This window comes from Kitasatospora sp. NPDC041988 (assembly GCF_055588525.1).
Genome location: NZ_JBVJCO010000027.1, coordinates 100470 through 122831 on the forward strand (window position 1 = coordinate 100470; position 22362 = coordinate 122831).

The 22362-nt window shown below is 74.0% G+C and carries 22 protein-coding genes; 13 read left to right on the forward strand and 9 right to left on the reverse strand.

What is annotated here, in order from left to right; genetic code table 11:
- Positions 1-21: 21 nt before the first annotated feature.
- Complete coding sequence (locus ACZ6NC_RS25665; protein WP_465736108.1) at positions 22-294, reverse strand: DUF6343 family protein; 273 nt, start codon at positions 292-294, stop codon at positions 22-24.
- 100 nt (positions 295-394) lie between these two features.
- Here ACZ6NC_RS25665 and ACZ6NC_RS25670 point away from each other — a divergent pair, with 100 nt between their 5' ends.
- Positions 395-583: an I78 family peptidase inhibitor gene (locus tag ACZ6NC_RS25670; protein WP_465736109.1), complete on the forward strand. Its 189-nt coding sequence runs from the start codon at positions 395-397 to the stop codon at positions 581-583.
- Here the strand turns inward: ACZ6NC_RS25670 and ACZ6NC_RS25675 are convergent.
- Positions 534-1352, reverse strand: a complete 819-nt coding sequence (locus tag ACZ6NC_RS25675) for a phosphatase PAP2 family protein (RefSeq protein WP_465736110.1) — start codon at positions 1350-1352, stop codon at positions 534-536. The two genes, ACZ6NC_RS25670 and ACZ6NC_RS25675, sit on opposite strands and share 50 nt — an antisense overlap.
- A gap of 232 nt (positions 1353-1584) precedes the next feature.
- Positions 1585-2352, reverse strand: a complete 768-nt coding sequence (gene fabG, locus ACZ6NC_RS25680) for a 3-oxoacyl-ACP reductase FabG (RefSeq protein WP_465736111.1) — start codon at positions 2350-2352, stop codon at positions 1585-1587.
- A 473-nt stretch (positions 2353-2825) separates the two neighbouring features.
- Between fabG and ACZ6NC_RS25685 the strand changes: the two genes are divergently transcribed.
- Positions 2826-3692, forward strand: a complete 867-nt coding sequence (locus tag ACZ6NC_RS25685; RefSeq protein WP_465736112.1) for a MarR family winged helix-turn-helix transcriptional regulator — start codon at positions 2826-2828, stop codon at positions 3690-3692.
- A gap of 268 nt (positions 3693-3960) precedes the next feature.
- Here the strand turns inward: ACZ6NC_RS25685 and ACZ6NC_RS25690 are convergent, their stop codons facing one another.
- Positions 3961-4824 (reverse strand): aldo/keto reductase, encoded by an 864-nt coding sequence (locus ACZ6NC_RS25690; protein ID WP_465736113.1) that lies wholly within the window; start codon positions 4822-4824, stop codon positions 3961-3963.
- 367 nt (positions 4825-5191) lie between these two features.
- On the opposite strand from ACZ6NC_RS25690, the gene ACZ6NC_RS25695 reads away from it, so the two are divergent.
- From ACZ6NC_RS25695 to ACZ6NC_RS25730, 8 genes are all read left to right on the forward strand, one after another.
- Positions 5192-6964, forward strand: a complete 1773-nt coding sequence (locus tag ACZ6NC_RS25695) for an ABC transporter transmembrane domain-containing protein (RefSeq protein WP_465736114.1) — start codon at positions 5192-5194, stop codon at positions 6962-6964.
- 184 nt (positions 6965-7148) lie between these two features.
- Positions 7149-8921 carry an ABC transporter ATP-binding protein gene (locus ACZ6NC_RS25700; protein ID WP_465736115.1) on the forward strand — a complete coding sequence of 591 codons (1773 nt, stop codon included), beginning with the start codon at positions 7149-7151 and terminating at the stop codon, positions 8919-8921.
- 116 nt (positions 8922-9037) lie between these two features.
- Positions 9038-9283, forward strand: a complete 246-nt coding sequence (locus ACZ6NC_RS25705) for a LapA family protein (protein WP_465736116.1) — start codon at positions 9038-9040, stop codon at positions 9281-9283.
- Entirely contained in the window at positions 9280-9432 is a 153-nt protein-coding gene (locus tag ACZ6NC_RS25710; protein ID WP_465736117.1) for a hypothetical protein, read from the forward strand. Before ACZ6NC_RS25705 ends, ACZ6NC_RS25710 begins: the two co-directional genes overlap by 4 nt.
- A gap of 239 nt (positions 9433-9671) precedes the next feature.
- Complete coding sequence (locus tag ACZ6NC_RS25715; RefSeq protein WP_465736118.1) at positions 9672-10586, forward strand: LysR family transcriptional regulator; 915 nt, start codon at positions 9672-9674, stop codon at positions 10584-10586.
- A gap of 166 nt (positions 10587-10752) precedes the next feature.
- Positions 10753-11319 carry a cysteine dioxygenase family protein gene (locus tag ACZ6NC_RS25720; protein WP_465736119.1) on the forward strand — a complete coding sequence of 189 codons (567 nt, stop codon included), beginning with the start codon at positions 10753-10755 and terminating at the stop codon, positions 11317-11319.
- Between the two features lie 13 nt (positions 11320-11332).
- A complete protein-coding gene (locus ACZ6NC_RS25725) occupies positions 11333-12379 on the forward strand; it encodes a YeiH family protein (RefSeq protein WP_465736147.1) in 1047 nt (348 codons plus the stop codon).
- Positions 12380-12449: 70 nt separating this feature from the next.
- The gene (locus tag ACZ6NC_RS25730; protein ID WP_465736120.1) at positions 12450-13160 is read left to right on the forward strand and encodes a spermidine synthase family protein; all 711 of its coding nucleotides are present in this window, start codon (positions 12450-12452) and stop codon (positions 13158-13160) included.
- A 40-nt stretch (positions 13161-13200) separates the two neighbouring features.
- On the opposite strand, the gene ACZ6NC_RS25735 is transcribed toward ACZ6NC_RS25730, so the two are convergent.
- The 4 genes from ACZ6NC_RS25735 to ACZ6NC_RS25750 all read right to left on the reverse strand — a co-directional run bounded on the left by ACZ6NC_RS25735 (position 13201) and on the right by ACZ6NC_RS25750 (position 19446).
- Positions 13201-15471 (reverse strand): glycosyl hydrolase family 18 protein, encoded by a 2271-nt coding sequence (locus ACZ6NC_RS25735; RefSeq protein WP_465736121.1) that lies wholly within the window; start codon positions 15469-15471, stop codon positions 13201-13203.
- A 351-nt stretch (positions 15472-15822) separates the two neighbouring features.
- Complete coding sequence (locus ACZ6NC_RS25740) at positions 15823-17895, reverse strand: hypothetical protein (protein ID WP_465736122.1); 2073 nt, start codon at positions 17893-17895, stop codon at positions 15823-15825.
- 142 nt (positions 17896-18037) lie between these two features.
- Positions 18038-18916 carry a TetR/AcrR family transcriptional regulator gene (locus tag ACZ6NC_RS25745; RefSeq protein ID WP_465736123.1) on the reverse strand — a complete coding sequence of 293 codons (879 nt, stop codon included), beginning with the start codon at positions 18914-18916 and terminating at the stop codon, positions 18038-18040.
- A gap of 23 nt (positions 18917-18939) precedes the next feature.
- Positions 18940-19446, reverse strand: a complete 507-nt coding sequence (locus tag ACZ6NC_RS25750; RefSeq protein ID WP_465736124.1) for an NUDIX hydrolase — start codon at positions 19444-19446, stop codon at positions 18940-18942.
- Between the two features lie 79 nt (positions 19447-19525).
- On the opposite strand from ACZ6NC_RS25750, the gene ACZ6NC_RS25755 reads away from it, so the two are divergent.
- On the forward strand, positions 19526-20779 hold the full coding sequence (locus ACZ6NC_RS25755; protein WP_465736125.1) for a serine hydrolase domain-containing protein: 1254 nt from the start codon (positions 19526-19528) through the stop codon (positions 20777-20779).
- Between the two features lie 107 nt (positions 20780-20886).
- Here the strand turns inward: ACZ6NC_RS25755 and ACZ6NC_RS25760 are convergent, their stop codons facing one another.
- Positions 20887-21210, reverse strand: a complete 324-nt coding sequence (locus tag ACZ6NC_RS25760; RefSeq protein WP_465736126.1) for a nuclear transport factor 2-like protein — start codon at positions 21208-21210, stop codon at positions 20887-20889.
- A 150-nt stretch (positions 21211-21360) separates the two neighbouring features.
- Here ACZ6NC_RS25760 and ACZ6NC_RS25765 point away from each other — a divergent pair, with 150 nt between their 5' ends.
- Positions 21361-21789 (forward strand): DUF6325 family protein, encoded by a 429-nt coding sequence (locus ACZ6NC_RS25765; protein ID WP_465736127.1) that lies wholly within the window; start codon positions 21361-21363, stop codon positions 21787-21789.
- An 8-nt stretch (positions 21790-21797) separates the two neighbouring features.
- Positions 21798-22181, forward strand: coding sequence for an SHOCT domain-containing protein (locus tag ACZ6NC_RS25770; RefSeq protein WP_465736128.1), 384 nt, complete (start codon positions 21798-21800; stop codon positions 22179-22181).
- Positions 22182-22362: the final 181 nt, after the last annotated feature.

Consider the following 22362-nt stretch of genomic DNA (forward strand, 5'->3'; position numbering starts at 1 on the left):
CACTCCGTGGGAGATACCGCGTCAGAGCTCGGTCCGGCGGCGCCGGATGACGACGACGAGATCGACGGCGGCGAACACGGTGAGGATCCCGCAGGCCACCGCGAAGCCGGTGAGGGTCCCGCGGCTGGGGGCGCCGAAGGCGGGGGCGTTCGCGGCCCAGACCGCGAAGGCCACGGTGGTGAGGGCGAACAGCGGCGTGAAGGTCAGGGCGAGCAGATAGCGCAGCTTGAGATCGCTGCGGGCGGTGGCGGGCTCGGTGCCGCTCCGCCACCGGCGCGGGGTGGTGGCGCGCATGTCCGGTCACCTCCTCCTGAAGTCCGGCTTCGCCGTGGTTCACGATGCGTTCCGGTCTACGATTCCAGCGTACGTCCGGGGTGCGAGACGGGGAGGTGCCATGACGGAGGCCGACGCGGAGGGCTACGCGGGGCTGCGGGTGGAGCGGGCCGAGGAACTGGCCCGCCGGCACGGCTGGGCGTCGGTCCGGGTGCTGCTCCCGGGGGCGATGATGACCATGGAGCACCGGGAGGGGCGCCTCAACCTCGCGGTGCGCGACGGGGTGGTGGAACGGAGCTGGGAGGGGTAGCGGCCGGGCTCCGGATGCCGCGCCGGCGGGCCCGCCATGCGACCAGCCGCTGTTCGGCGGCGGTCACCAGTGGTTCCAGCAGTGGCAACGACAGCAGCACCAGGAGCCCGGCGGCCCAGCCGGCCAGCACGTCGGTGACCCAGTGGGTGCCCAGGTAGACGGTCGTGAGCCCGACCGAGCAGGCGGTGGCGGCGGCGAGCAGTGCGCCGGTGCGCCGCCAGCGGACCGCCAGATAGGCGAGCACCCCCCAGGTGACCACGGCGTTGGCGGTGTGACCGGAGGGGAAGATGGTGCCGCCGGAGAACAGCTCGGGTGAGCCGACATAGTGGGCGTAGTGCGGGCCGAGCCGACCGGTGACGATCTTGACCGCGCCGACGGTGACGTTGAGCAGCAGCAGGGCGGCGCCCATCACCAGCAACGGGCGCAGCCGCCGCAGCCGGTGGGCGCGCCAGCCGAGCCAGGCGGAGGCGGCCATGGCCGACGGGCCGCGCTGGCCGGCCACCACCCAGTTGTCCAGCCACGGCTCCAGGCTGGGCCACCGCTCGTACGGGCGGGCCAGTCGTACCGACCAGTCGAGGTCTACCAGGGAACTGTCGAGCAGCACGCCGGCCACCACCAGCAGGTAGCCGAGGCAGGTGAGGGCCAGCAGGCCGGCCTGCCGCCTGCCCAGCGGAGGCCAGCCGGGCTCTCCGGTGAGGTCCCCGGGGGTGCGGCGTGGGCGCTCGCGGCGGGTGGTCAGATTCTCCGGTAACTCACTCGGCGCTTGCACGCTGGTGACCCTACCCAGCAGGTCGGCGGCGCTCTCCGGGGAATTCGGAATTCTCCGTCAAAGCGGCGATGCGGCCGGATTCCGCTCGTCCCGGGGCGGTTTTCCGATATTCTCTCGTCGAATATCAGTGCGACGCTGGGGAATCTTTTCCAAAGGGTGGGCAAAGCGAACGGAGTGGGAGACCGGCCGGGCCGGTTCCCACTCCGTGGTAACCCTGTGTAGGTTCGGTGCCTCAGTCGAGGGGGCCGCCGGCCACGTAGATGACCTGGCCGGAGACGAATCCGGCGCCCTCGCTCGCCAGGAACGAGATGGTGTGCGCGACGTCCTCGGGCAGGCCGACCCGCTGCACCGGGATCTGCGTGGCGGCGGCGCGCTTGAAGTCCTCGAAGTCCATGCCGACCCGCGCTGCGGTCGCGGCGGTCATGTCGGTGGCGATGAAGCCGGGGGCGACCGCGTTGGCGGTGATGCCGAACTTGCCCAGCTCGATGGCCAGGGTCTTGGTGAAGCCCTGGAGGCCGGCCTTGGCGGCGGAGTAGTTGGCCTGGCCCCGGTTGCCCTGGGCGGAGGACGAGGACAGGTTGACGATCCGGCCGAAGCCGGCGTCCACCATGTGCTTCTGGATCGCGCGGGTCATCAGGAAGGCGCCACGCAGGTGAACGTTCATGACCGTGTCCCAGTCGGACTCGGACATCTTGAAGAGCAGGTTGTCGCGCAGCACGCCCGCGTTGTTGACCAGGACGACCGGGGCGCCGAGTTCGACGGCGATCCGGTCGACTGCGGCCTGCACCTGGGCGGCGTCCGAGACGTCCGCGCCGACCGCGACGGCCCGCCCGCCGGCGGCGGTGATCCGGTCGACGGTGTCCTTGCCGGCCGCCTCGTCCAGGTCGAGGACGGCGACGGCGTAGCCGTCGGCCGCCAGGCGCTCGGCGGTGGCGGCGCCCAGTCCGCGTGCGGCGCCGGTCACGACGGCGACCCTGGGGGCGGTGGTCTGCTCGGTCATGCTCGCTCTCGTCTCTCTCGGATCTCGCTCAGGTCTGGCTCGGTCTGGCTCGGTCTGGGTCGGAGCCTCGTCCGGCGGTCCCGAGGGCGGCCGGGTGGGGCCAGTCCCGGGGCGGACCGCCGAGTGGCCATACCCTACCGGCGAGTAAGGTGTGCGGCCAGGGCGGAAGTCGCAGGTGACCGAGGGTAAGGACCGACCGGTCGGCTTTCTGGTACGAACGGGTTACTGACGGGTCGGCACGGCGCGTAAATATGCCAATGTTGCCGAACCTGCGTCTACTATCCGCCCCCGCCTGCCAGCGGGGGCTCGCCGTTTGTATAGTGTCCGCCAGCAGCCACCGGCTGCACGGCTGGAGCGCCCTCCCTCACAGCGGGACGCCCACTCGCCGTTACTGCCCCACCCGGGTGTCCCACACACACCGGGTGTGACATCGGGACGGATACATGGTGCTGGGGGAGATCCCGACGACCCGCGTGTCCGCGCGACTGCAGCAGTCGCCCGGTCACCTCATCCGCGTTGCACAGCAGGTTCACACCCGTCTGTGGTCCGAACATGTCGGAGCCGATCTCACGGCTCCGCAGTTCGCCGTACTGCTGGTCCTCGCCCTCGAACCGGGTGCTGACCAGCGGACGGTCGGCGAGCGCGCCTCGCTGGACAAGGCCACGATGGCCGAGATGGTCGCCCGGCTGGTCCGGCGTGGCCTGGTGCTGCGACGCCGCGACCCGGCCGACGGCCGGCGCAAACTGCTCGCTCTCTCGCAGAGCGGCGCCCAGGCGGTACGCGAGGCCACCGGTGGTGTGGTCCGTGTGCAGCGCACGCTCTTCGAGCCGCTCACGGCGGAGGAGCAGCTGGAAATCGTCCGCGTGATGGCCAAGATAGCCAGGCTGGAGCCCGCTGCGGTCGCCGTCCTCACCGACGCGCGGCCGATGCTGGACGCCCAGCGGGCGATCGGCTACCTGATCAGGGTGAGCCAGCAGGTGCACACCAAGCTCTGGTCGGAGCACGTCGGTTCGGAGCTGACGGCGCCGCAGTACGCGGTGCTCGACGCGCTCGAGCTGGAGCCGGGCGCCGACCAGCGCACGGTCGGCGAGCTGGCCTCGCTGGACAAGGCCACGATGGCCGAGATGGTCAGCCGGCTGGTCCGGCGCGGTCTGGTCCAGCGCCGGCGCGACCCCTCGGACGGGCGGCGCAACCTGCTGTCGCTCTCGCCGGCGGGTCAGGACCTGCTGCACCGTTCGGCCGCGGGCGTCGCCCACGTCCAGCGGCTGCTGCTGGCTCCGCTGGACGAGCATGAGCACGAGCCCGCGCTCGCGCTCATCGCCAAGGCGGGTCGGCTCTAGGCTTCGTCCTTCGAGCTCCCGCCAAAACGATTCGCCAACGCACTGAAGGCCGCCGACCCGGAAGAGGGAAGGCGGCCTTCAGGCTTGACGGCCGCTCTGTTCCTGGCGGTCGCTCTGTCCTTGACGGCTGCTCGGTGCAGCGGCTGCTCGGCTCAACGGCCGCTTGCGGCAACGGCTGCTCGGCTCATTGGCTGCTCGGTTCCATGGCCTCCGGGCCGGCCGGAGCGTGCCGGACAGGAGGTGCCGGACACGCTCCCGGGCGGGCGCGTCAGTTCCAGTCGAACTCCTGCGGGTCCGGGCCGATCCGCTTGCCGGTGGCGATGCCGGCGATCGCGGCGAGGTCGGCCGCGTCCAGCTCGAAACCGGTGACGTCCAGGTTCTCCTTGATCCGGGACGGGGTGACCGACTTCGGGATCGCGATGATGCCGCTCTGCAGGTGCCAGCGGAGCACCACCTGGGCGACCGTGCGGCCGTGCTTCTCGGCGATCTTCACCAGGGCCTGCTCGGAGAGCAGCTCCTTGCCCTGGCCCAGCGGGCTCCAGGCCTCGGTGGCGATGCCGTGCTCGGCGTGGAAGGCGCGCAGCTCGTCCTGCGGGAAGTACGGGTGCAGCTCGACCTGGTTCAGCACCGGCTTGACCGAGGCCTCGTCGAGCAGGCGGGTGAGCTGCTCGGTGCCGAAGTTGGAGACGCCGATCGACTTGACCCGGCCGTCGGCGCGCAGCTGCTCGAAGGCCTTCCAGACGTTGAGGTAGCTGCCGTGCATCGGGCGCGGCCAGTGGATCAGGTAGAGGTCCACGTAGTCGAGGCCGAGCTTGGCCAGCGAGGCGTCGAACTCGCGCAGCACCGCGTCCCGGCCCTGCGCGCCGGACCAGTCACGGGTGCCCGAGTTCCACAGCTTGGTGGTGATGTAGAGGTCCTCGCGGGCCACGCCGCCGGCGAGGGCCTCGGTGACGGCCTGGCCGGTGCCGGCCTCGTTCTCGTAGATGGCCGCGGTGTCGATCGAGCGGTAGCCCGACTCGATGGCGCTGCGGACGGCCGCCGTGGCCTCCGCGTCCGGGACCTGCCAGACGCCGAAGCCCAGCTGCGGGATCTGCGAGCCGTCGTTGAGGGTGACGGTGGGGATGCTGCTCACGGGACGGGGTGCCCTCCTGGTCGACCATCTGCTTCCACCGGGGCAACCTGTCCGGTGTCCTGGTTTGTTCCCGGGCCGGAAAAGAATTTTCTGACGCGGTGTACCGGCGCACGCAGCGGGTCGGAAGGGGGAGGGGCGGGTCGGAGGCGGGTCCGGGGCCGGTCTCGGTGGGGGCGTGAGCGGGGCGCGCGCCGCCGAAAACCTGTTGCGTGGGTCACATTCGGCTTGGCAGGCTCCCAGTCATGACCTCCTGACCAGCCCCCGGCCGTGACCATACCGGCCGCACCCTCGCACCCTCGCACCCTCGCATCCGCGCGCGACCCGCGCCCTCTGCGCCACCCGCCCGTACCACCCGCAACGGAGCGTCATGCCGCTCAAGACCTTGCCGCTGGCCGATCCCGGCGGCCCGGACCTCTCCTCCCCCCTTGCCTTCCTGCGCTGGCTCCAGCGCAGCCAGCGGCGCGGCCAGGTGCTCGCCACCTGCTGGGCGCTGCTGGAGATGGGTTGCCAGGCAGCCCTGCCGGTGCCGCTCGGCCTGGGCGTCCAGGCCGCCGTCGACGGCGACGCCGCCGGCATCTGGCGGGCCGGCGCCGCCGCGCTCGCCCTCGCCGCGGTGGCCGCGCTCGGCACCGTCCTACTGCACCGCCAGGCGGTGTGGAACTGGATCCATGCCGCCACCCAGGTCCGCCAGCTGGTGGCCCGCCAGGCCTCGCACCTCGGCACCGGGCTGTCCCGGCGGATTGCCACCGGCGAGATCGTCGCGGTCGGCAGCGGCGACGTCGAGAAGATCGGCTGGTACGTCGAGCTGGTCGCCCGGGTCCGCGGCGCGGTGATCGTCTGGCTGGCCGTCAGCTCGGCGGTGCTGGTCACCGAGCCGGTGCTCGGCCTCGCCGTCCTGCTCGGCGTCCCGGTGCTGGCCGCCGCGGTCTGGCCGCTGCTCGGCCCGTTCGAGCGGCGCTACACCGAGCAGCGCACGCTCGGCGGCAAGGCCACCGAACTGGCGGCCGACACCGTCGCCGGGCTCCGGGTGCTGCGCGGCATCGGGGGCGAGGAGCTGTTCCTCGCCCGCTACCGGGTGGCCTCCCAGAAGGTCCGCGCCGCCGCCGTCCGCTCGGCCCGGGTCTGGTCGCTGATGCAGGCCCAACAGGTGCTGTTGCCCGGCCTGTTCGTGGTCGGCGTCACCTGGTACGGCGCCCGTCTGGCCGCCACCGGGCGGATCGGCATCGGCACCCTGATCGCCGTCTACGGCTCCACCGCGTTCCTGGCCGCGCCGCTGCGCATCCTCGGCGAGGCGGCGCACGCCTGGAGCGTCGCCCGGGTCTCCGCCGGGCGGGCCGTCCGGGTGCTCTCGCTCAGCCGGACCACCGGCACCCACGATGCGGAGCTGACCAGGCCCGGGCAGTCCGACCTGTACGACCCGGCCTCCGGGTTGACCGCCCGGGCCGGCGAGCTGACCGCCGTGGTCTGCGGCGACCCGGACTTCGCCGGCGAGCTCGCCGAGCGGCTGGGCGGGCACGTGCCGCCGGCCGACGGGGATCAGCCGCAGCCGTCCGCCCGGCTCGGCGGCACCGAGCTGGACGCCGTCCCGCTGGCCGAGGCGCGGGCGGCGGTGCTGGTCCACGACAAGGAGCCGGTGCTGCTCTCCGGCACCCTGGCCGCCCTGTTCGACATCCCCGCCTCGGGCCGGGTCACGCCCGCCGAGGCGCTGGCCGCTGCCCGTGCCGAGGACGTGCTGGACGCCCTGGTGGACGGCTCGCCCGACTGCGGAGGAGACGCCATGCGGGCCGGGATCACCGAGCGCGGCCGCTCGCTCTCCGGCGGCCAGCGCCAGCGGCTGGCGCTCGCCCGATCGTTGCTGGCCGACCCGCCGGTGCTCGTCCTGGACGAGCCCACCAGCGCGGTCGACGCGCACACCGAGTCCCGGATCGCGGCCGGGCTCCGGAAGAACCGCGAGGGGCGCACCACCGTGGTGTTCGCGACCAGCCCGCTGCTGCTCGACCAGGCGGACCGGGTGGTGCTGCTCCAGGGCGGCCGGGTCGCCGCGGCCGGCCGCCACCGTGAGCTGATGCAGACCGAGCCCCGCTACCGCGCCGCGGTCACCCGCGACGAGGAGCCGGCCCCGGTCGGGGAGGGCGTGTGACCGCCACGACCCCCCACCCGATCCCCATCCCGATCCCGATCCCGACCCAGCACTCGGCCCCGAGCCAGCACCCGACCCCGCCCCCGCACCCGGCTCCAGCCCCGCCGTACCCGCCGGCGCGGCGGGCGGCACCGCCGGGGAGCGCCGCACCCGTCCGGCCACCAGACCAACCGAGGAGCACCGCATGAAGCCCCCCGTCCAACAGGAACAGGGGCCGGCCACCACCCTTCCGGTCGGCTCCCCGGCCGCCGTCCGCGCCTACCTGCGGCTGCTCGCCCGGCGGCACCGGGCCGGGTTCTCCTCGGTGGTGGCGCTGCACTCGGTGGCCACCGTCGCCGGGCTGGTCGGGCCGTGGGTGCTCGGCACCCTGGTCGAGTCGCTGGCCACCGGGACCGCCGAGTCGACCATCGCGGTCGCCGTCGGCTGGTACCTGCTGGCGCTGGTCGTGCAGTCCGCCTTCACCTGGTGGTCACGGCTGCGCGGCAGCATCCTCGGGGAGCGGGTCCTCGCCGACCTCCGGGAGGACTTCCTGGTCCGCTCGGTGACCCTGCCGACCGGAGTCCTGGAGCGGGCCGGCACGGGGGACTTGGTCTCCCGCGGCACCACCGACATCGACCGGCTGGACAAGTCGGTCCGCGAGGCGGTGCCCGAGCTGGCCGTCGCGGTGGTCTCGCTGCTGCTGGTCCTGGGCGCCCTGGTGGTCACCTCGCCGCTGCTCGCGCTCACCTCGCTGATCGGCCTGCCACTGCTGCTGGCCACCTCCCGCTGGTACTTCCGGCGGGCCCCGCAGTCCTACCGGAACGAGTCGGCCGGCTACGCCGCGGTGAACACCGTGCTGGCCGAGACGGTCGACGCGGGGCGGACGGTCGAGGCGCTGCGCCTCGGTGACGATCGGGTCCGGCTGACCGACCGCAAGCTCGGCGAGTGGCTCGCCTGGGAGCGGTACACCCTATGGCTGCGCTCGGTCTGGTTCCCGACCATCGACGCGGTCTACACCCTGGCCGTACTCGGCACGCTGGTGCTCGGCGGGCTTTTCACGCTGCGGGGCTGGATCACCGTCGGCCAGCTGACCACCGGGGTGCTCTACGCCCAGGCGCTCACCGGCCCGGTCGACCTGATCCTGCGCTGGTACGACGAGCTGCAGATCGGGCAGGCCTCGCTGGCCCGGCTGGTCGGGGTCCGCGAGGTGCCCGAGCAGGAGAGCGACGAGGAGGCCCGGCCGGACGGCCGCCGGGTCGAGGCGAAGGACGTCCGGTTCGGCTACCGCGAGGGCGCCGACGTCCTGCACGGCATCAGCCTGGACGTCGCCCCGGGCAGCCGGGTCGCGTTGGTCGGGCCGTCCGGCGCGGGCAAGTCCACCCTGGGCCGGCTGCTGGCCGGGATCTACGCGCCCGGCCGGGGCACCGTGACGCTCGGCGGGGCGGCGCTGGCGCGGATGCCGGCCGAGCGGGTCCGGGCCCAGGTCGCGCTGGTCAACCAGGAGCACCACGTCTTCGTCGGCACCCTGCGGGACAACCTCCGGCTGGCCGCGCCGGACGCCGACGACACCGAGCTGCGCGCCGCGCTGGACGCGGTGGACGCCGGTGAGTGGGTGGACGCGCTGGCGGAGGGCCTGGACACCGAGGTCGGCTCGGGCGGCGCCGCGCTCACCCCACCGCAGGCGCAGCAGCTGGCCCTGGCCCGGCTGGTGCTGGCCGATCCGCACACCCTGGTGCTCGACGAGGCCACCTCGCTGCTGGACCCGCGGGCCGCCCGGCACCTGGAGCGTTCGCTCTCCCGGGTGCTGGAGGGCCGGACGGTGATCGCCATCGCCCACCGGCTGCACACCGCGCACGACGCGGACGTGATCGCGGTGGTCGAGGGCGGGCGGATCAGCGAGTACGGGAGCCACCCGGAGCTGGTGGCGGCCGGCGGCCCGTACGCGGCGCTCTGGCGCTCCTGGCGGGACGAGCGGTAGCCGTGGCCGGCACCCGGTGAGCGGGCGCAAACCCGCACGGGGCAGGGTTGCCCCGTGCGGGTTACTCCCGGGCGCGTAACCGGACAGATCAGCCGATCGGCCCGCAGACTGCGCGTGTGACCAAGATTTCAGACGGCTCGTCCGGTGCCAAGCGAAATGAGATCGGTGGCATCCCCACCCGGTACATCGGGATCGGCGTCCTCGTCGTGCTCGCGGTGTGGTTCCTGTTCGCCAACCTCGACAAGGTCAAGATCCAGTTCTGGGTGTTCACCGTCACCGCGCCGCTCTGGATCGCCCTGCTGGCCACCCTGGTGGCGGGCGGGGCGCTGGGCTGGCTGCTGAAGGGGCGTCGCGGCAAGTGACCGACACCCCCGAGCCGGCTCCCGAACCCGCCCGCGGGGCATCCGCCTTCACGCCGCTGATCGAGCTGCGCGGCGTCAACCCGGTGGTGATGGTGATCGCGCCGATCTACATCGGGACGTGTCTGCTGCTCTCCTGGCTGGCCCGCTGAGTCGAGCGCCGCAGCAGGCGCAGCCCGAGCGTGCGCGGCGGGGTGCCGGTGGCCAGGGCCGAGGTGGCGATGGGGCTGCCGCCGTCCGCCCAGCCGGAGCGGGTCAGGGAGCTCGCCGGTGGGAGGGGTGGGGTGGGCGGTTCGTCCGTGAACCATAGGTGCGGCCGGGGTAATGCCAACGACCTCCAAAGTCTGCTTATGATTGCCGGACGGCACGGGAACGGGCGGGCGGAGGGGCAGTGGAGCCGGTATTCGACTCACGGCACATCAGGACCTTCCACGAGGTCGTCCGGGCAGGCTCCTACTCGGCGGCCGCCCGCGAACTCGGCTACACCCAGCCCGCCATCACCCAGCAGATGAAGGCGCTGGAGCGCTCCGTCGGGGTGCCGCTGTTCACCCGGGCCGGGCGCGGGCTGCGGCTCACCGAGGCCGGCGAGGCGCTGTCCCGGCATGCCGGGCTCATCCTCGGCAGCCTCTCCGCCGCCCAGCAGCAACTCGCCGCGCTCGCCCGGCTGCGCGCCGGCCGCGTCCGGGTCTGCGCGTTCCCGAGCGCCAACGCCACCCTGATACCCGAGGCGATGGCGCGGCTGCTCGCCGAGCACCCCGGCGTCCGGGTCGAACTGCTGGAGGCCGAGCCGCCGGACTCCGTGCAGCGCCTGCTGCGCGGCGAGTGCGACATCGCGCTGGCCTTCCGCTACCCGGGCGCCACCACCGAGGTGCCGGACGGGCTGGACGAGATCCCGCTGATGGAGGACCTGCTCACCGTCCTGCTGCCGGTCGGCCACCCGCTGGGACGCCGGCACGCCGTCCGGCTGGCCGACCTGGACGGCGAGCGCTGGATCGCCGGCTGCCCGCGCTGCCGGGCCAACCTGCTGCACGTCTGCGCGGAGGAGGGCTTCGCGCCCGACATCGTCTTCTCCACCGACGACAACCTCGCCGTGCAGAGCCTGGTCGCCGCCGGCGTGGGGATCGCGCTGATGCCCGCCCTGGTGCTCTCCTTCATGTGCCACCGCAAGGTCACCGGGCGCGCCGTCGAGCCGCACCTGCGCCGGCAGGTCTGCGCGTACGTGCTGCGCGAGCACCGCCGGATCCCGGCCACCGCGCTGGTGCTGGACCACCTGCGGTCGGTGGCCGCGGCGCGGGTGGGTTGCTGAGCGGCCGGCTGCGAGCCGACTGCCGGGTGGCGGGCCCGCCGGGCGGCTGCTGAGCGGCGGGCCTGCGGTGTAGCCGCTGAGCGGCGCTGATCGATAAGCCGGCGTTGGGGTACAGCTAACAAACCCTCGTTGGACGTGATAGGTCGGTCGGCCCGAACCTGCTGGTATGACACCCTCCGCCACGGTCGGCACCGACCGGCTCACCGAGCGTATGACGGCCCTGGTCGGCGAGATCCGCGCGGTCGTGGACCGCGGTCTGCCACCCGAACTCACCGCCTACCTGGTCGGCGAACGCCTCGCCCCGCACCTGGGCGACGACGACCTGCTCACCGACGCCCAGCGCGAGGGCGACCCGGACCGCTACCGCCAGCACGTCCTGCACGCCGAGAGCGACGGCAGCTTCTCCGTCGTCGCCCTGGTCTGGCTGCCCGGCCAGCAGACCCCGATCCACGACCACGTCTCCTGGTGCGTGGCCGGCGTCCACCGCGGCCAGGAGAGCGAGACCCGCTACCGGCTGGTCTCCGACGGGCGCACCGCGCACCTGGTCGAGACCGAGCACGTGGTCGGGCCGGCCGGCACCGTCGCCGCCTTCGCCCCGCCCGGCGACATCCACCTGGTCCGCAACGCCTGTACCTCGACCGCCATCTCGATCCACGTCTACGGCGCCGACGTCGCCCGGCTGGGCACCAGCATCCGGCGCGTCTACCGGCTGCCCGCCGACGACCAGCGGTGATCGCGCCGTGGCACTGACCATCCGGGAGCGGCGCGTCCGCACCCGCCTGCTGCCCCCGCTCGGCGGGGACACCCCCGGCCTGCTGCTCGCCGCCCTCGGCGTGGCCGCCGCGCTCGGCGTCCACCAGGCCGTCCCCGCCGTGCCCAAGCTCACCGCCGCCGTGGTGCTCGGCATCACCGCCGCCCACCTGCCCGGGCTGCGGCCGGTGGTCCGCGGCGTCGCCCGGCCCGGCCTCTCCACCGCCGGGCGGCGGCTGATGCGGCTCGGCATCGTGCTGCTCGGCCTCAAGCTCAGCCTCGACGACGTGCTCGGGCTCGGCTGGGCCACCGTCGCCATGGTGCTCGCCGTGGTCGCGGCCACCTTCGCCGGCACCTGGTGGCTGGGGCGCCGGCTCGGCCTGCCCGGCGACCAGCCGCTGCTGGTCGCCACCGGGTACTCGATCTGCGGGGCCTCGGCCATCGGCGCGGTCAGCCAGGCCGCCGGCAGCGAGGAGGAGGACGTCGCTGCCTCCGTCGCCCTCGTCACTCTCTGCGGCACCCTGGCGATCGCCGTCCTCCCGCTGCTCCAGCAGCCGCTCGGGCTTGGCGAGGCCGAGTTCGGGCGCTGGGTCGGTGCCAGCGTGCACGACGTCGGGCAGGTGGTCGCCACCGCGCAGACCGGCGGGGCGGGGGCGCTGCGGGAGGCGGTGCTGGTCAAGCTGATGCGGGTGGTGCTGCTGGCGCCGCTGGTCGCCGGGGTCGCCATAGCGATGCGGAGGGCGCGCAAGGGCGCGGAGGGCACGGCCGCGGCCGGCGGCAAGCGGCCGCCGATCGTCCCGCTGTTCGTGGCCGGCTTCCTGGTGATGATCGCGCTGCGCTCCACCGGGGTGCTGCCCGACCGGGCGCTCACGCTCGCCGGGGACGCCCAGGAACTGCTGCTGGCGGCTGCCCTGTTCGGCCTCGGCAGTGCCGTGCACCTGCCCACCCTGCTGCGCACGGGCGGGCGGATCGCGCTGCTCGGCCTCGGCTCCTGGGTGATGGTGGCGGGGGTCAGCTACGCGGGGGTGCTGCTCACGACGTGACCGGACCGTGGCCGGCCTCGGCTATTGTCGGGCGGGTAGTCCGCAAAGCCGAGTACGCAGAGGAATCCGGATGTCCACCGCACTCCCCGAACGGGACGGCCACGACGCCGTCGTCACGCTCGACCGGCGGGAGGGCCCCTTCGGCGAGGTGGTGCTGCGGCAGCGCGGCCGGCACTTCGAGATCATCGCCAACGGCTGCTTCCTGATGGACACCGCCGACGGGCGCTCCGAGCGGCTGCTGATCCAGGCGGCGCTGGACGAGCTGGACCGGACGGGCGTGGTGGTCGAGCGGCCGGCGGTGCTGATCGGCGGGCTCGGCGTCGGCTTCTCGCTGGCGTACGCGGTGGCCGAGCGCCGGTGGGGGCGGATCGCGATCGTCGAGCGCGAGAACGCGATCATCGAGTGGCACCGCACCGGCCCGCTGGCCGCCTTCTCGGCGGGCGCGCTGGACGACGAGCGGGTGGCGGTGCTCCACACCGACCTGCTGGAGTACCTGGCGGGGGCGGACGGCGTACGCTACGACGCGCTCTGCCTCGACATCGACAACGGCCCGGACTGGACGGTCACCGACTCCAACGCCGGGCTGTACGGCGCGGACGGGCTGGCGGTGCTCTGGCACCGGCTGCAGCCGGGAGGCGTGCTGGCGGTCTGGAGCGCGCAGCCCTCCCCGGCCTTCGAGGAGGCACTGCGCGCGGCGGGCTTCTCGGACGTGGTCACCCACGAGATCCCGGTCGCCCGGGGTGTGCCGGACGTGGTGCACCTGGCCCGCCGCACCGACTGAGCGGGCGACGGGCCAGGCCGTTTCCAGCCGAACCGGCGCTCTACTTCAGGCCGTTGTCCACCGCGGCCATCAGCTCGCCGTTGCCGGTGTCGCCGTCGAAGGCCCAGACCATCGCGCCGGCCAGCCCCTGGGACTTGATCCAGGCGGTCTTCCGGGCGATCTCGGTCGGGTCGTCGTAGGTGTAGAACACCGAGCCGTTGTAGAGGTAGGCGAAGCCGGCCACCGGATCGCGGTAGAGGGTGTAACCACCGCTCGTGGCAAGGTCCTTGAGCTTGTGGTAGTCCTCGAACCCGGCCTCGTAGCTGCCCGGCGCGGGGCCGGTCGCGCTCTGGAAGAGGCCGTTGGTGGTCCCGCGCGGTACGCCCGTCCAGCCGCGTCCGTAGAACGGGATGCCAAGGGTGAGCTTGCTCTTGGGAGCGCCGCCGTTGACGTAGGCGTTGATCGCGATCTCCGAGCTGAACTGCCGGTCCGGGGTGGACGGGTCGCCGGCGGCGAGCTTGAGCGCGGACTGCTGGTTGGTGCTCATCTCCCAGCCGCCGTGGTAGTCGTAGCCCTGGATGGTGGCGAAGTCGAAGGCGCCGAAGAGGCCGGGGATGTCGATGCCCGCGGTGATCTTCGCCGGGTCGGCCGGGAGGAAGGCGCTCAGCGTGTAGTGCTTGCCCGTGGTGGCGCCGAGCGCGTCCAGCTGGCGGCGGAACTCCTGGGCCAGCAGCGTGTAGTTGGCCTTGTCGGTGGGCCGGAAGATGTTCCCGTCGTGCCCGCCGGAGGCCGGCCATTCCCAGTCGAGGTCGATGCCGTCGAAGATGTTGGCCGCGCTGCCCGCGCCGCCGCGACCGTCGATGACCGGCAGGTTGCCCTTGATGTACATGTCGATGCAGGAGCCGACCAGCGCCTTGCGGGAGGCGTCGGTGGCGGCCGCGTCGGAGAACCACTTGCTGTACGACCAACCGCCCAGCGAGATCTGGATCTTGAGGTTGGGGTACTTGGTCTTGAGCTGCTTCAGCTGGTTGAAGTTGCCGGCCAGCGGCTGGTCCCAGGTGTCGGTGGTGCCGGCCACCGAACTGCCGGCGTCCCAGCCCTTGCCGAAGTCGGCCCAGGCGTCACCGGCGCCGTCGCCCGCGTTCGGGTCGTTGTCCGGACCGGCCGCCTTGTTGGTGATGAAGCACTGCTTGCTGGTCGGGTGGATGTTGGCGAAGGCGTAGTTGAGCGTGGTGAGCCGGCCCGCCGAGCCGGAGGTGTCGAGCTTCTTCACGCTGTAGCCGCGGGCGTAGATGCTCCACTGGGTGAAGTAGCCGATCTTCAGCGCGCCGGGGTTGGTGCCGCCGGGCTTGGTCTTGCCGGTCACCGGGGCGGAGGCGGGGGAGGCGTTGCCGGCCGCGTCGCGGGCCTTCACGGTGAAGGTGTACGAGGTGTCCGGCGCCAGGTTGCCGACGGTGGCGGACGGCGAGGTGACGGTCGCGGCGAGCGCGGTGCCGTTGTAGACGTCGTAGGCGGTGACGCCGACGTTGTCGGTGCTGGCCGCCCAGGCCAGCGAGACGCTGTTGGCGTCCGAGCCGGTGACGGCGGGGGTACCGGGCGCGGTCGGCGCCTGCTTGTCCGGGTCGACGGGCGGTTTGGTGGTGACACTGACCGGCCCGGCGGCGGCCGAGCGGTTGCCCGCGGCGTCGAAGGCCTGGACGGTGAACTGGTAGGCGGTGCCGGCGGTGAGGCCCTGGATGGTGAGCGCGGTGGTGGCGCCGTCGGTGGTGGCCACCTTGGTGGCGCCCTGGAACACGTCGTAGCCGGTGACCCCGACGTTGTCGGCGCTCGCCGTCCAGGACAGGTCGACGGTGGTCTGGGTGGCGTTGCCGGCCTTGAGGCCGCCCGGCACGGTCGGCGCGGTCTGGTCCCCGCCGGTGCCGTCGCACGGCCGGCCGTTCAGCTTGCAGTTGAGCAGCGGCTTGTAGCCGCCGGAGTAGGCGATGTTGAACCCGAAGCTGTACGAGCCGCCGGGCGGCAGGGTGGCGGCCCAGCTCGGGTTCTTGACGGTGACGTGCGAACTCGCGGTGGTGTAGCTCGCGTTCCAGAGCGAGGCGACCGTGTTTCCCGACGGCAGGTCGAACTCCAGGGTCCAGCCGTTGATCGCGGTGCCGGAGCCGTTGGAGATGGTGTAGCCGCCCTCGTAGCCGCTGCCCCAGTCGCTGCCCTTGGTGAAGGTCGCGGTGGCGGACCCGGCGGCGTGGGCAGCGGTGGTGGGCAGGGAGACGGCGAGCAGGGGGACGAGCAGTGTCCCGGCCGCCAGCAGCGGCAGCTTGATCCGACGTCTGCGCATGGATGTGGCTCCTGTCCTGGGGCCTCCGGGCATGCCGGGTCGCCCCGTTACCTGTGGGGAGGTGTCAGGTGCGTGGAGCAGCGTGCGGGTGCTCCGGCCGTGGGGCGGCGCGGAGCGGGAGACCTCGGGCCGTCGGGGTGCCGCGGAGGATCCTGTGTTCCCCGAGGGTAGGGAGCCGGCCGGCAACTGGCAATAGGTCTGTACCAGTTGGCGGGCGTGGGCATGACCGCGCGGGCGGGGGCGGGCGGTTGGCCCGGGGCGCGGCCAACGGCGGCTGATCGTACGTGCGTTCGGGATCGGTGTGGAGTCGCGTGGAGGGCCGCCCACTCGGGGCGGCCCTCGCGACAGGCCTCAGCCGAAGGGGCTGTTCTCCGGGGCGACGGCCGGCGGGGCCTCGGAGGCGGCCGGCGTGGTCGTCCCGGACGGCGACGGGCTGAAGGCGAAGGGGTTGAAGTCCGGCGGCGGGATCGTCACCGGGGTGCCCTTGGGCTTTCCGTCCTCCTGCGACTCCTCGGTCGGCACGGCGACCGTCGTCGCGGTCGTGCTCGGCGCGGGGACGGCCGGCGGGACCGAGGGCGGCGGAGGGACGGCCGCGGCCTGCTGCGGGAGGGTGGTGCCGAACGGGTCCTTCGGCTGGTCGGCCGTCACCGTGCCGAACGGGTCGGTGACCGGGGCGGCGGCCGGCGCGGCCGGCGGGGCGGCCGGGGTGGTCGCTCCGGGCGGCGACGGGCTGAAGGCGAACGGGTTGAAGTCCGGCGGCGGGATAGTGACCGGCGTGCCCTTGGGGCGGTCGTCCTCCCCGGCGCCCGGCGCGGTGGTGTCGGTGAGCGTCGGGGGCTGCCCGCCGAAGGGGTCGAAGTCCGGCGGCGGGACCGTCACCGGGGTGCCCTCGGGCGTGCGGTCCGGGTCGTCGGCGAAGGTGCCGGCGGCGGCGGCGAAGTTGTCGGCGGGGCCGTCGTCCGGGATCAGGATCGGCTGGGCCGGCGTCGGGTCGGCGACCCGCGCGAAGGGATTGAAGTCGGCCGGGGGGACGCGCACCGGCGTGCCGCGCAGGTGCACCGGCAGCGGCGTCGCGTCGGCCGGGGCGGGGTCGGTGAAGACCGTCGGCAGCGGCGGGAGGTCGGCGGGCGCCTGGTCGGCGGGGGTCTGGTCGGCCGGGACGCCGTGGGTCGGGGTCGGGGTGAGCGCCGGGACGGCGGCCTGCACGGGGGGAGCCGACACCGGGACGGCCGGGGCGGTGAGCTTCCCGGCGACGCCGTCCCAGCCGAACTGCACGCTCGTCAGCAGCTCGGCGAAGACCTCGGTGTACAGCTCCCAGTCCTGCTGCTGGCCGGTGGTGAGCTGGACGCAGAGCACCGAGACGCCGTCCGGCAGCGGGACGAACGCCTCCACCACCGCGGTGACCGTCCAGCGCCGCTGGCCGTCGGCGGCCAGCGGGCCGGGCACCGGTACGCTGCGGCCCTCGACCAGGACGGCGGCCGGGCCGGCCGGCAGCAGCACCGTCCAGACCTCGGCGTGCCGGCGGACGGTGGCCAGCTCGGTGGCGAGCCCGGTGATCGGCAGCGGGTGCTGGGTGAGCGAGACCACCAGGGTGGCGTCGCTGGGGCGGCCGTCCACCTCGACGGCGCAGACGCCCGCGTAGACGGTGCCCGAGGCGGTGAAGGCGTCCGCCAGGGAGGCGGCGACCACCGCGAAGTCCCGGCGCGGCACCGGGCCGGTGCCGCTGAACAGCTCCTCGGCCACCTCGGCCAGATGGGCGGTCAGCTCGGTGGCCGCCGCACCGGTGGCCGGGTCCACGCCCCGGGCGGTGGCCGCGCTGTCGGCGGCGGCCGGGCCGGCGGGCACCGTCCGGGCCGAGACGCCGGGCGGGCCGCCGGGGGAGGTCAGCGGGTGGAAGCCGGGCGGGACGACGAGGCGGACCTCGGTGCCGGCGCCGGTGGCCAGCTCGACCGGCTGCCGGGTCTGCTGCCCGGAGGCGAGCGCGGCCAGCGCGGCCGCGAACGGCGGGCGGAGCTTGGGGTCGGCGGCCTCGCCGGCCACCGGCAGCTCGAACAGCGCGGCCGAGAGGGTGCCCCGGTCGGCCACCGCACCGCGCACCGCGCCGCCGCCGTACCGGGCGTGCAGGGCTTCGGCGGCCAGTGCGGCCACCGGGGCGCCGGTGCCGGGGCGGGCCGTCCCGGCGGTGACGACGGTGCCGAGCCGGTCGACGGCGTCGTACACCGGGCCGTTGGGGGCGAGCCGCAGGTTGAACAGCGTCTCGGCCGCGGGGTGCGTGCCAGTGCGCAGCGCGGTGAGCGAGGCCGCCGGGTGGCGCGAGGCCTGCGGTGCGAGGAGGGCGTCGGTGAGCGCGCCCAGGGTCGCGGAAACCTGCTCCGCGGCGGCGAAGGGGTTGGCTTCCGTGGTGAACTGGCCGTCCTGGGTCAACTGATGAGCCCCCGCTCTGCTCCGTCTGCGTTCGGTGGACCAAGCGCGCTGGTGACCGGCGTGCCGTCAGATCCGTGGACATTCCTATCAGAGGCCGCGGTCCGGGCAGAACCGGCGGCCGGTGCGGAGGGTCCGCCGGCCGTCAGTTCGCGGGCTCGGCCGCCAGCGCGGCGACGGCGTCCGCGACACCGGGGACGGTGAACAGGGCGGCGAGGTCGCGCACCAGCCGCCCGGTCGGGCCGTCGGGGCGCTCCCCGGCGAAGAACCCGGCGAGCTCGGCGGCCAGCGCGGGCTCCCGGGCAGCGGTCAGGGTCAGCGCGGCCACGAACTCCTGGACCAGGTGGAGCTGGAGCTCCTCCAGCGGCACCGAGCGCTCGGCCAGCCACTCCAGGGAGGTGATCTCGGCGTTGGCGATCCAGGCGCGGACGGTGAGCCGCAGGCCCGCGCTGGGCGAGGGGACGGCCAGGTGGGCCAGGATCTGGTCGGCCGCGGCCCGCCGAACCTCGTCGATCACCGCGGACGTCCCTGCGCTGGCCGCCACCGAGCCGCCGCGCAGCAGCGCCGCGAAGCCGGGGCCGTGGCTCTGCACGAAGTCCAGGTAGCGGCCCATCACCCGGTGCAGCCGATCGGAGAGCGGGCCCTCGGCCGGCTCCTCGAACCGGCCGGCCAGCTCCCGGCCGGCCCGGCGCAGGGACTCCTCGTACAGCGCCTGCTTGCCCGGGAAGTAGTGGTAGACCAGCGGCCGGGAGGCGCCGGCGGCGGCCGCGATGTCGTCGATCGACACCTCCTCCGGCGGGCGGCGGCTGAACAGCTCCAGCGCGACGGCGATCAGCTGCTCGCGCCGCTCGTCCACGCTGAGCCGTCGGCGGGGCTTCTCGGCGGCCTTTCCGCCACCCTTCTCGGTGCCCTTGCCGGCCACCTTCTCGGCACCCTTGGGCGCGGTGGCCGGCTCGGCGTCGGGGCCGGTGCTCCGGCGGGGGCGCGCGGACGTGGGCGACGCCGACGGCGTACGGGAGGCCATGCGCGCCACCCTATCCGGCCGTGCTACCCGCGCAGCTCCTGGTAGCGGCGGTACGCCTCCAGCCCGTCCGGGACGAACTCGTCGCGGGCCAGCCGCTCGGCCAGCTCCGCCGGGGTGAGCCAGGCGTGCCAGGCGACCTCCGACTCCTGCGGCGACACCGGGCCGTCCCACTGCGCCTCGTACGTGTCGCACCACCAGGAGATGCCCTCCTGCCGGAACAGGAACTTGAACAGCGGCCGGGGCTCGATCCCCCGCACGCCGAGCTCCTCCTCGGCCTCCCGGACGGCGGCGCTCGCGTACGTCTCGCCGGCTCCGACGACGCCGCCGACGAACATGTCGTGGGCGCCCGGGGCGAACAGCTTGGTGTCGGTACGCCGGTGGACGAAGATCCGCCCGGCCGGGTCGCGGACCAGGATGAAGACGCAGCGGTGCGTCAGCCCGTCCCGGTACACCTCCCCGCGCGGGGCGGTCCCGATCACCCGGTCGTGCTCGTCGACGATGTCCAGCAGCTCTTCTGCGGGGTTGGTCATGACGGACAGGTTAGGGTTTCCGGGCCCGGCTCGAACGGCTCGAACGGTTCGAACGGTTCGGACACGGGGCACGGGACCAATGTCGGACGAGTCTGGGCGGCGCGCGGTGGTGGAGATCTGGGGCGAGACGGCCGAGGGCTTCGAGCCGGTACGGGACGCCTTCACGCGCAACTTCGACGAGTACGGCGAGCTGGGCGCGGCCTTCGCGCTGTACGTGCGCGGGCGCAAGGTGGTCGATCTGTGGGGCGGCGACGCCCGGCCGGAGGTCGGCGGGCGGCCCGCGCCGGCCGTGCCGTGGACGGCCGACACCGCGCAGGTGCTGCGCTCCGTCACCAAGGGCCTGACCGCCACCACCGCGCTGCTGCTGGCCGACCGCGGACAGCTCGACCTGGACGCCCCGGTCGCCTCGTACTGGCCGGAGTTCAAGGCCGCCGGCAAGGACCGGGTGCCGGTGAGCTGGCTGCTCTCGCACCAGGCCGGCGTGCCCGCGCTGGACGTGCCGCTGCGGCTGGAGGACGTGCTGACCTGGGAGCGGGCGGCCGCCGCCGTCGCCGCCCAGGCGCCCGCCTGGGAGCCCGGCACCGCGCACGGCTACCACCCGTACACCTTCGGCTGGCTGGTCGGCGAGGTGGTCCGGCGGGTGAGCGGGCGCACCATCGGCCAGTACTTCGCCGAGGAGATCGCCCGGCCGCTCGGCCTCGACCTGTGGATCGGGCTGCCGGCCGGCGCCGCGCCGCGGGTCGGCAGGCTGGTCGACCTGCCCGCGCCGGAGGCCGCCCGGACCGGCCCGAGCGGGCTGCGGCTGCGCCCCAAGCAGGCGGTCCGGGACGCCTACCAGGACCAGGCCTCGCTGACCGCCCGGGCCTTCGCCTCGGTGCGGCCCGGGGTGGACCTCAACGACCCGGCGGTGCAGGCCGCCGAGATCCCCGGGGCGGGCGGGATCGGCACCGCCCGCTCGCTGGCCCGGTTCTACGCGGCGCTGGTCGGCGCGGCCGACCGGCACGGGTCCGGGGCGGGCGAGGCCCTGCCGCCATTGCTCGGCCCGGAGGTGCTGACGCGCGCGGTCGGGCCGGTGGTCAGCGGGCCGGACCGGGTGCTGATCGTCAACTCGACGTTCGGCCTCGGCTTCTTCCGGCACGGCCCGACCGCGCTGATGGCCTCGCCGGCGAGCTTCGGCCACCCGGGCCGGGGCGGCTCGCTCGGCTTCGCCGACCCGGACCTCGGGCTGGGCTTCGGTTACGTCACCAACGGCATGCAGCCCGGGGTGACGGGCGACATCCGCTCGCGGAACCTGATCCGCGCGGTGCGCGGCTGCCTCGGGCTGCCCGCCTAGGGCTGGTCTGACAATTCGCGTCGCATCAGCGCGCGGCGGGAATGGTCAGACAAGCCCTGCGGTGTGCCCGCCCGGGCCGGGTCGGCGTCAGGCCCGCCCGTGCGGCGTCAGGCCTGGCCGGTCTCGAAGCGGGAGATCTTCCCGTTGTCGACGACGAAGCGCCAGGCGGTGCGCATCTCGCCCCAGGTGTCGTTGCTGTAGTTGGCGATCAGCGCGTGCCCGCCGTCGGACTCGGACTGGACGTCCATGCGGCCGCGGCTGGAGAAGATCTCCCGCTCCGTCCAGTCCTGGATGTCCCGGTCGGAGCCGTCGTCGGACATGGTCGCGTCCGGGGTGAGCAGGGCCTGGAAGGCGGCCCGGTCGCCCGCGTTGACCGCGGCGACGAAGGAGCGGACGGTCGGGTCGGACAGCTTGGCGATCGCGATGGTCATGAGGTCTCCCAAGGGGTTCGAGGGGTATGGACCTCCTGTTTATTGCGTCGCCCGGGCGTGTCCGGGAATGTCGGCGGCGCGTCGGATATTTTCCAAATTCGTGTGCTTAGATCCCGCTATGGGCGATTTGCATGTAGAAGGGAGTCCCGTATGGGTCCGGCCGAACTGCTCGTCCTCACATTCCCGCAGCAGACCATCACCGTCGAGGCGGCCACCGCACTGGGCAAGCTCTGCACCGCGGGTGACATCCGGGTGATCGACTCGCTGGTGGTGACGCGGCACCCGGACGGCGAGGCGACGTACGGCGAACTCGCCGACTTCGAGCACCTGCGCGGCGTCGTCCCGGACGGGAGCGCCGAACTGCCGCTGATCGGGCCGGAGGACGCCCAGGAGGCGGCCGAGCTGCTGGTGCCCGGGACGGTGGCGCTGCTGGTGCTGATCGAACACGTCTGGGCGCAGGAGGCCGCCGAGGCACTGCGCGCGGTCGGCGGGCGGATCGCCTCGGGCGTGAGGATCCCGCCGGAGCACATCGACGAGGCCGTTCGCGCCGCCCAGGCGCACCGCGCGGCCGGGAAGTGAGGACCGCCATGTTCCGACCTCTGCGCCCGATCCGCCCGGTGCGGGTGATGCGGCCGGTGGGCGCGCCCCTGGTGCGCGGCCTGGTCGTGGGCGGAGCCGCGTACGCGGCCGGCCGCGGCGCAGCCGACCGGCGCCGGGGCGGGCAGGAGCAGAACGAGGCGATCGCCGAGCTGCAGGCCCAGCAGGCCCAGCAGGCCCAGCTCGTTCAGTCCGGTCAGTCCGGTCAGTCCGTTCAGCAGGTCGCCGCACCGGCCCCGCAGGCCGGGCGGACCGCGCCCGGCGGGGCGCCGGACATCGCAGACAAGCTCGTCGACCTGGGCCGGATGACCCAGCAGGGCCTGCTCACCCCCGAGGAGTTCGCGGCCGCGAAGGCGCGGCTGCTCGGGGGGTGAGCTCGGGAGAAAAACGCGGCCGGACGCCCCGTACGGTGTGCCCGGCCGCGGACCACGGGGAGTGGTGGGGGGGGGGGGGGGGGGGGGGGGGGGGGGGGGTGCTGGCGTGGGTTGTGGGCGGGGGTGAGCGTAGGGGGGGGGGGGGGGGGGGGCGGAGGGGGAGGGGGGGGGGGGGGGGGGA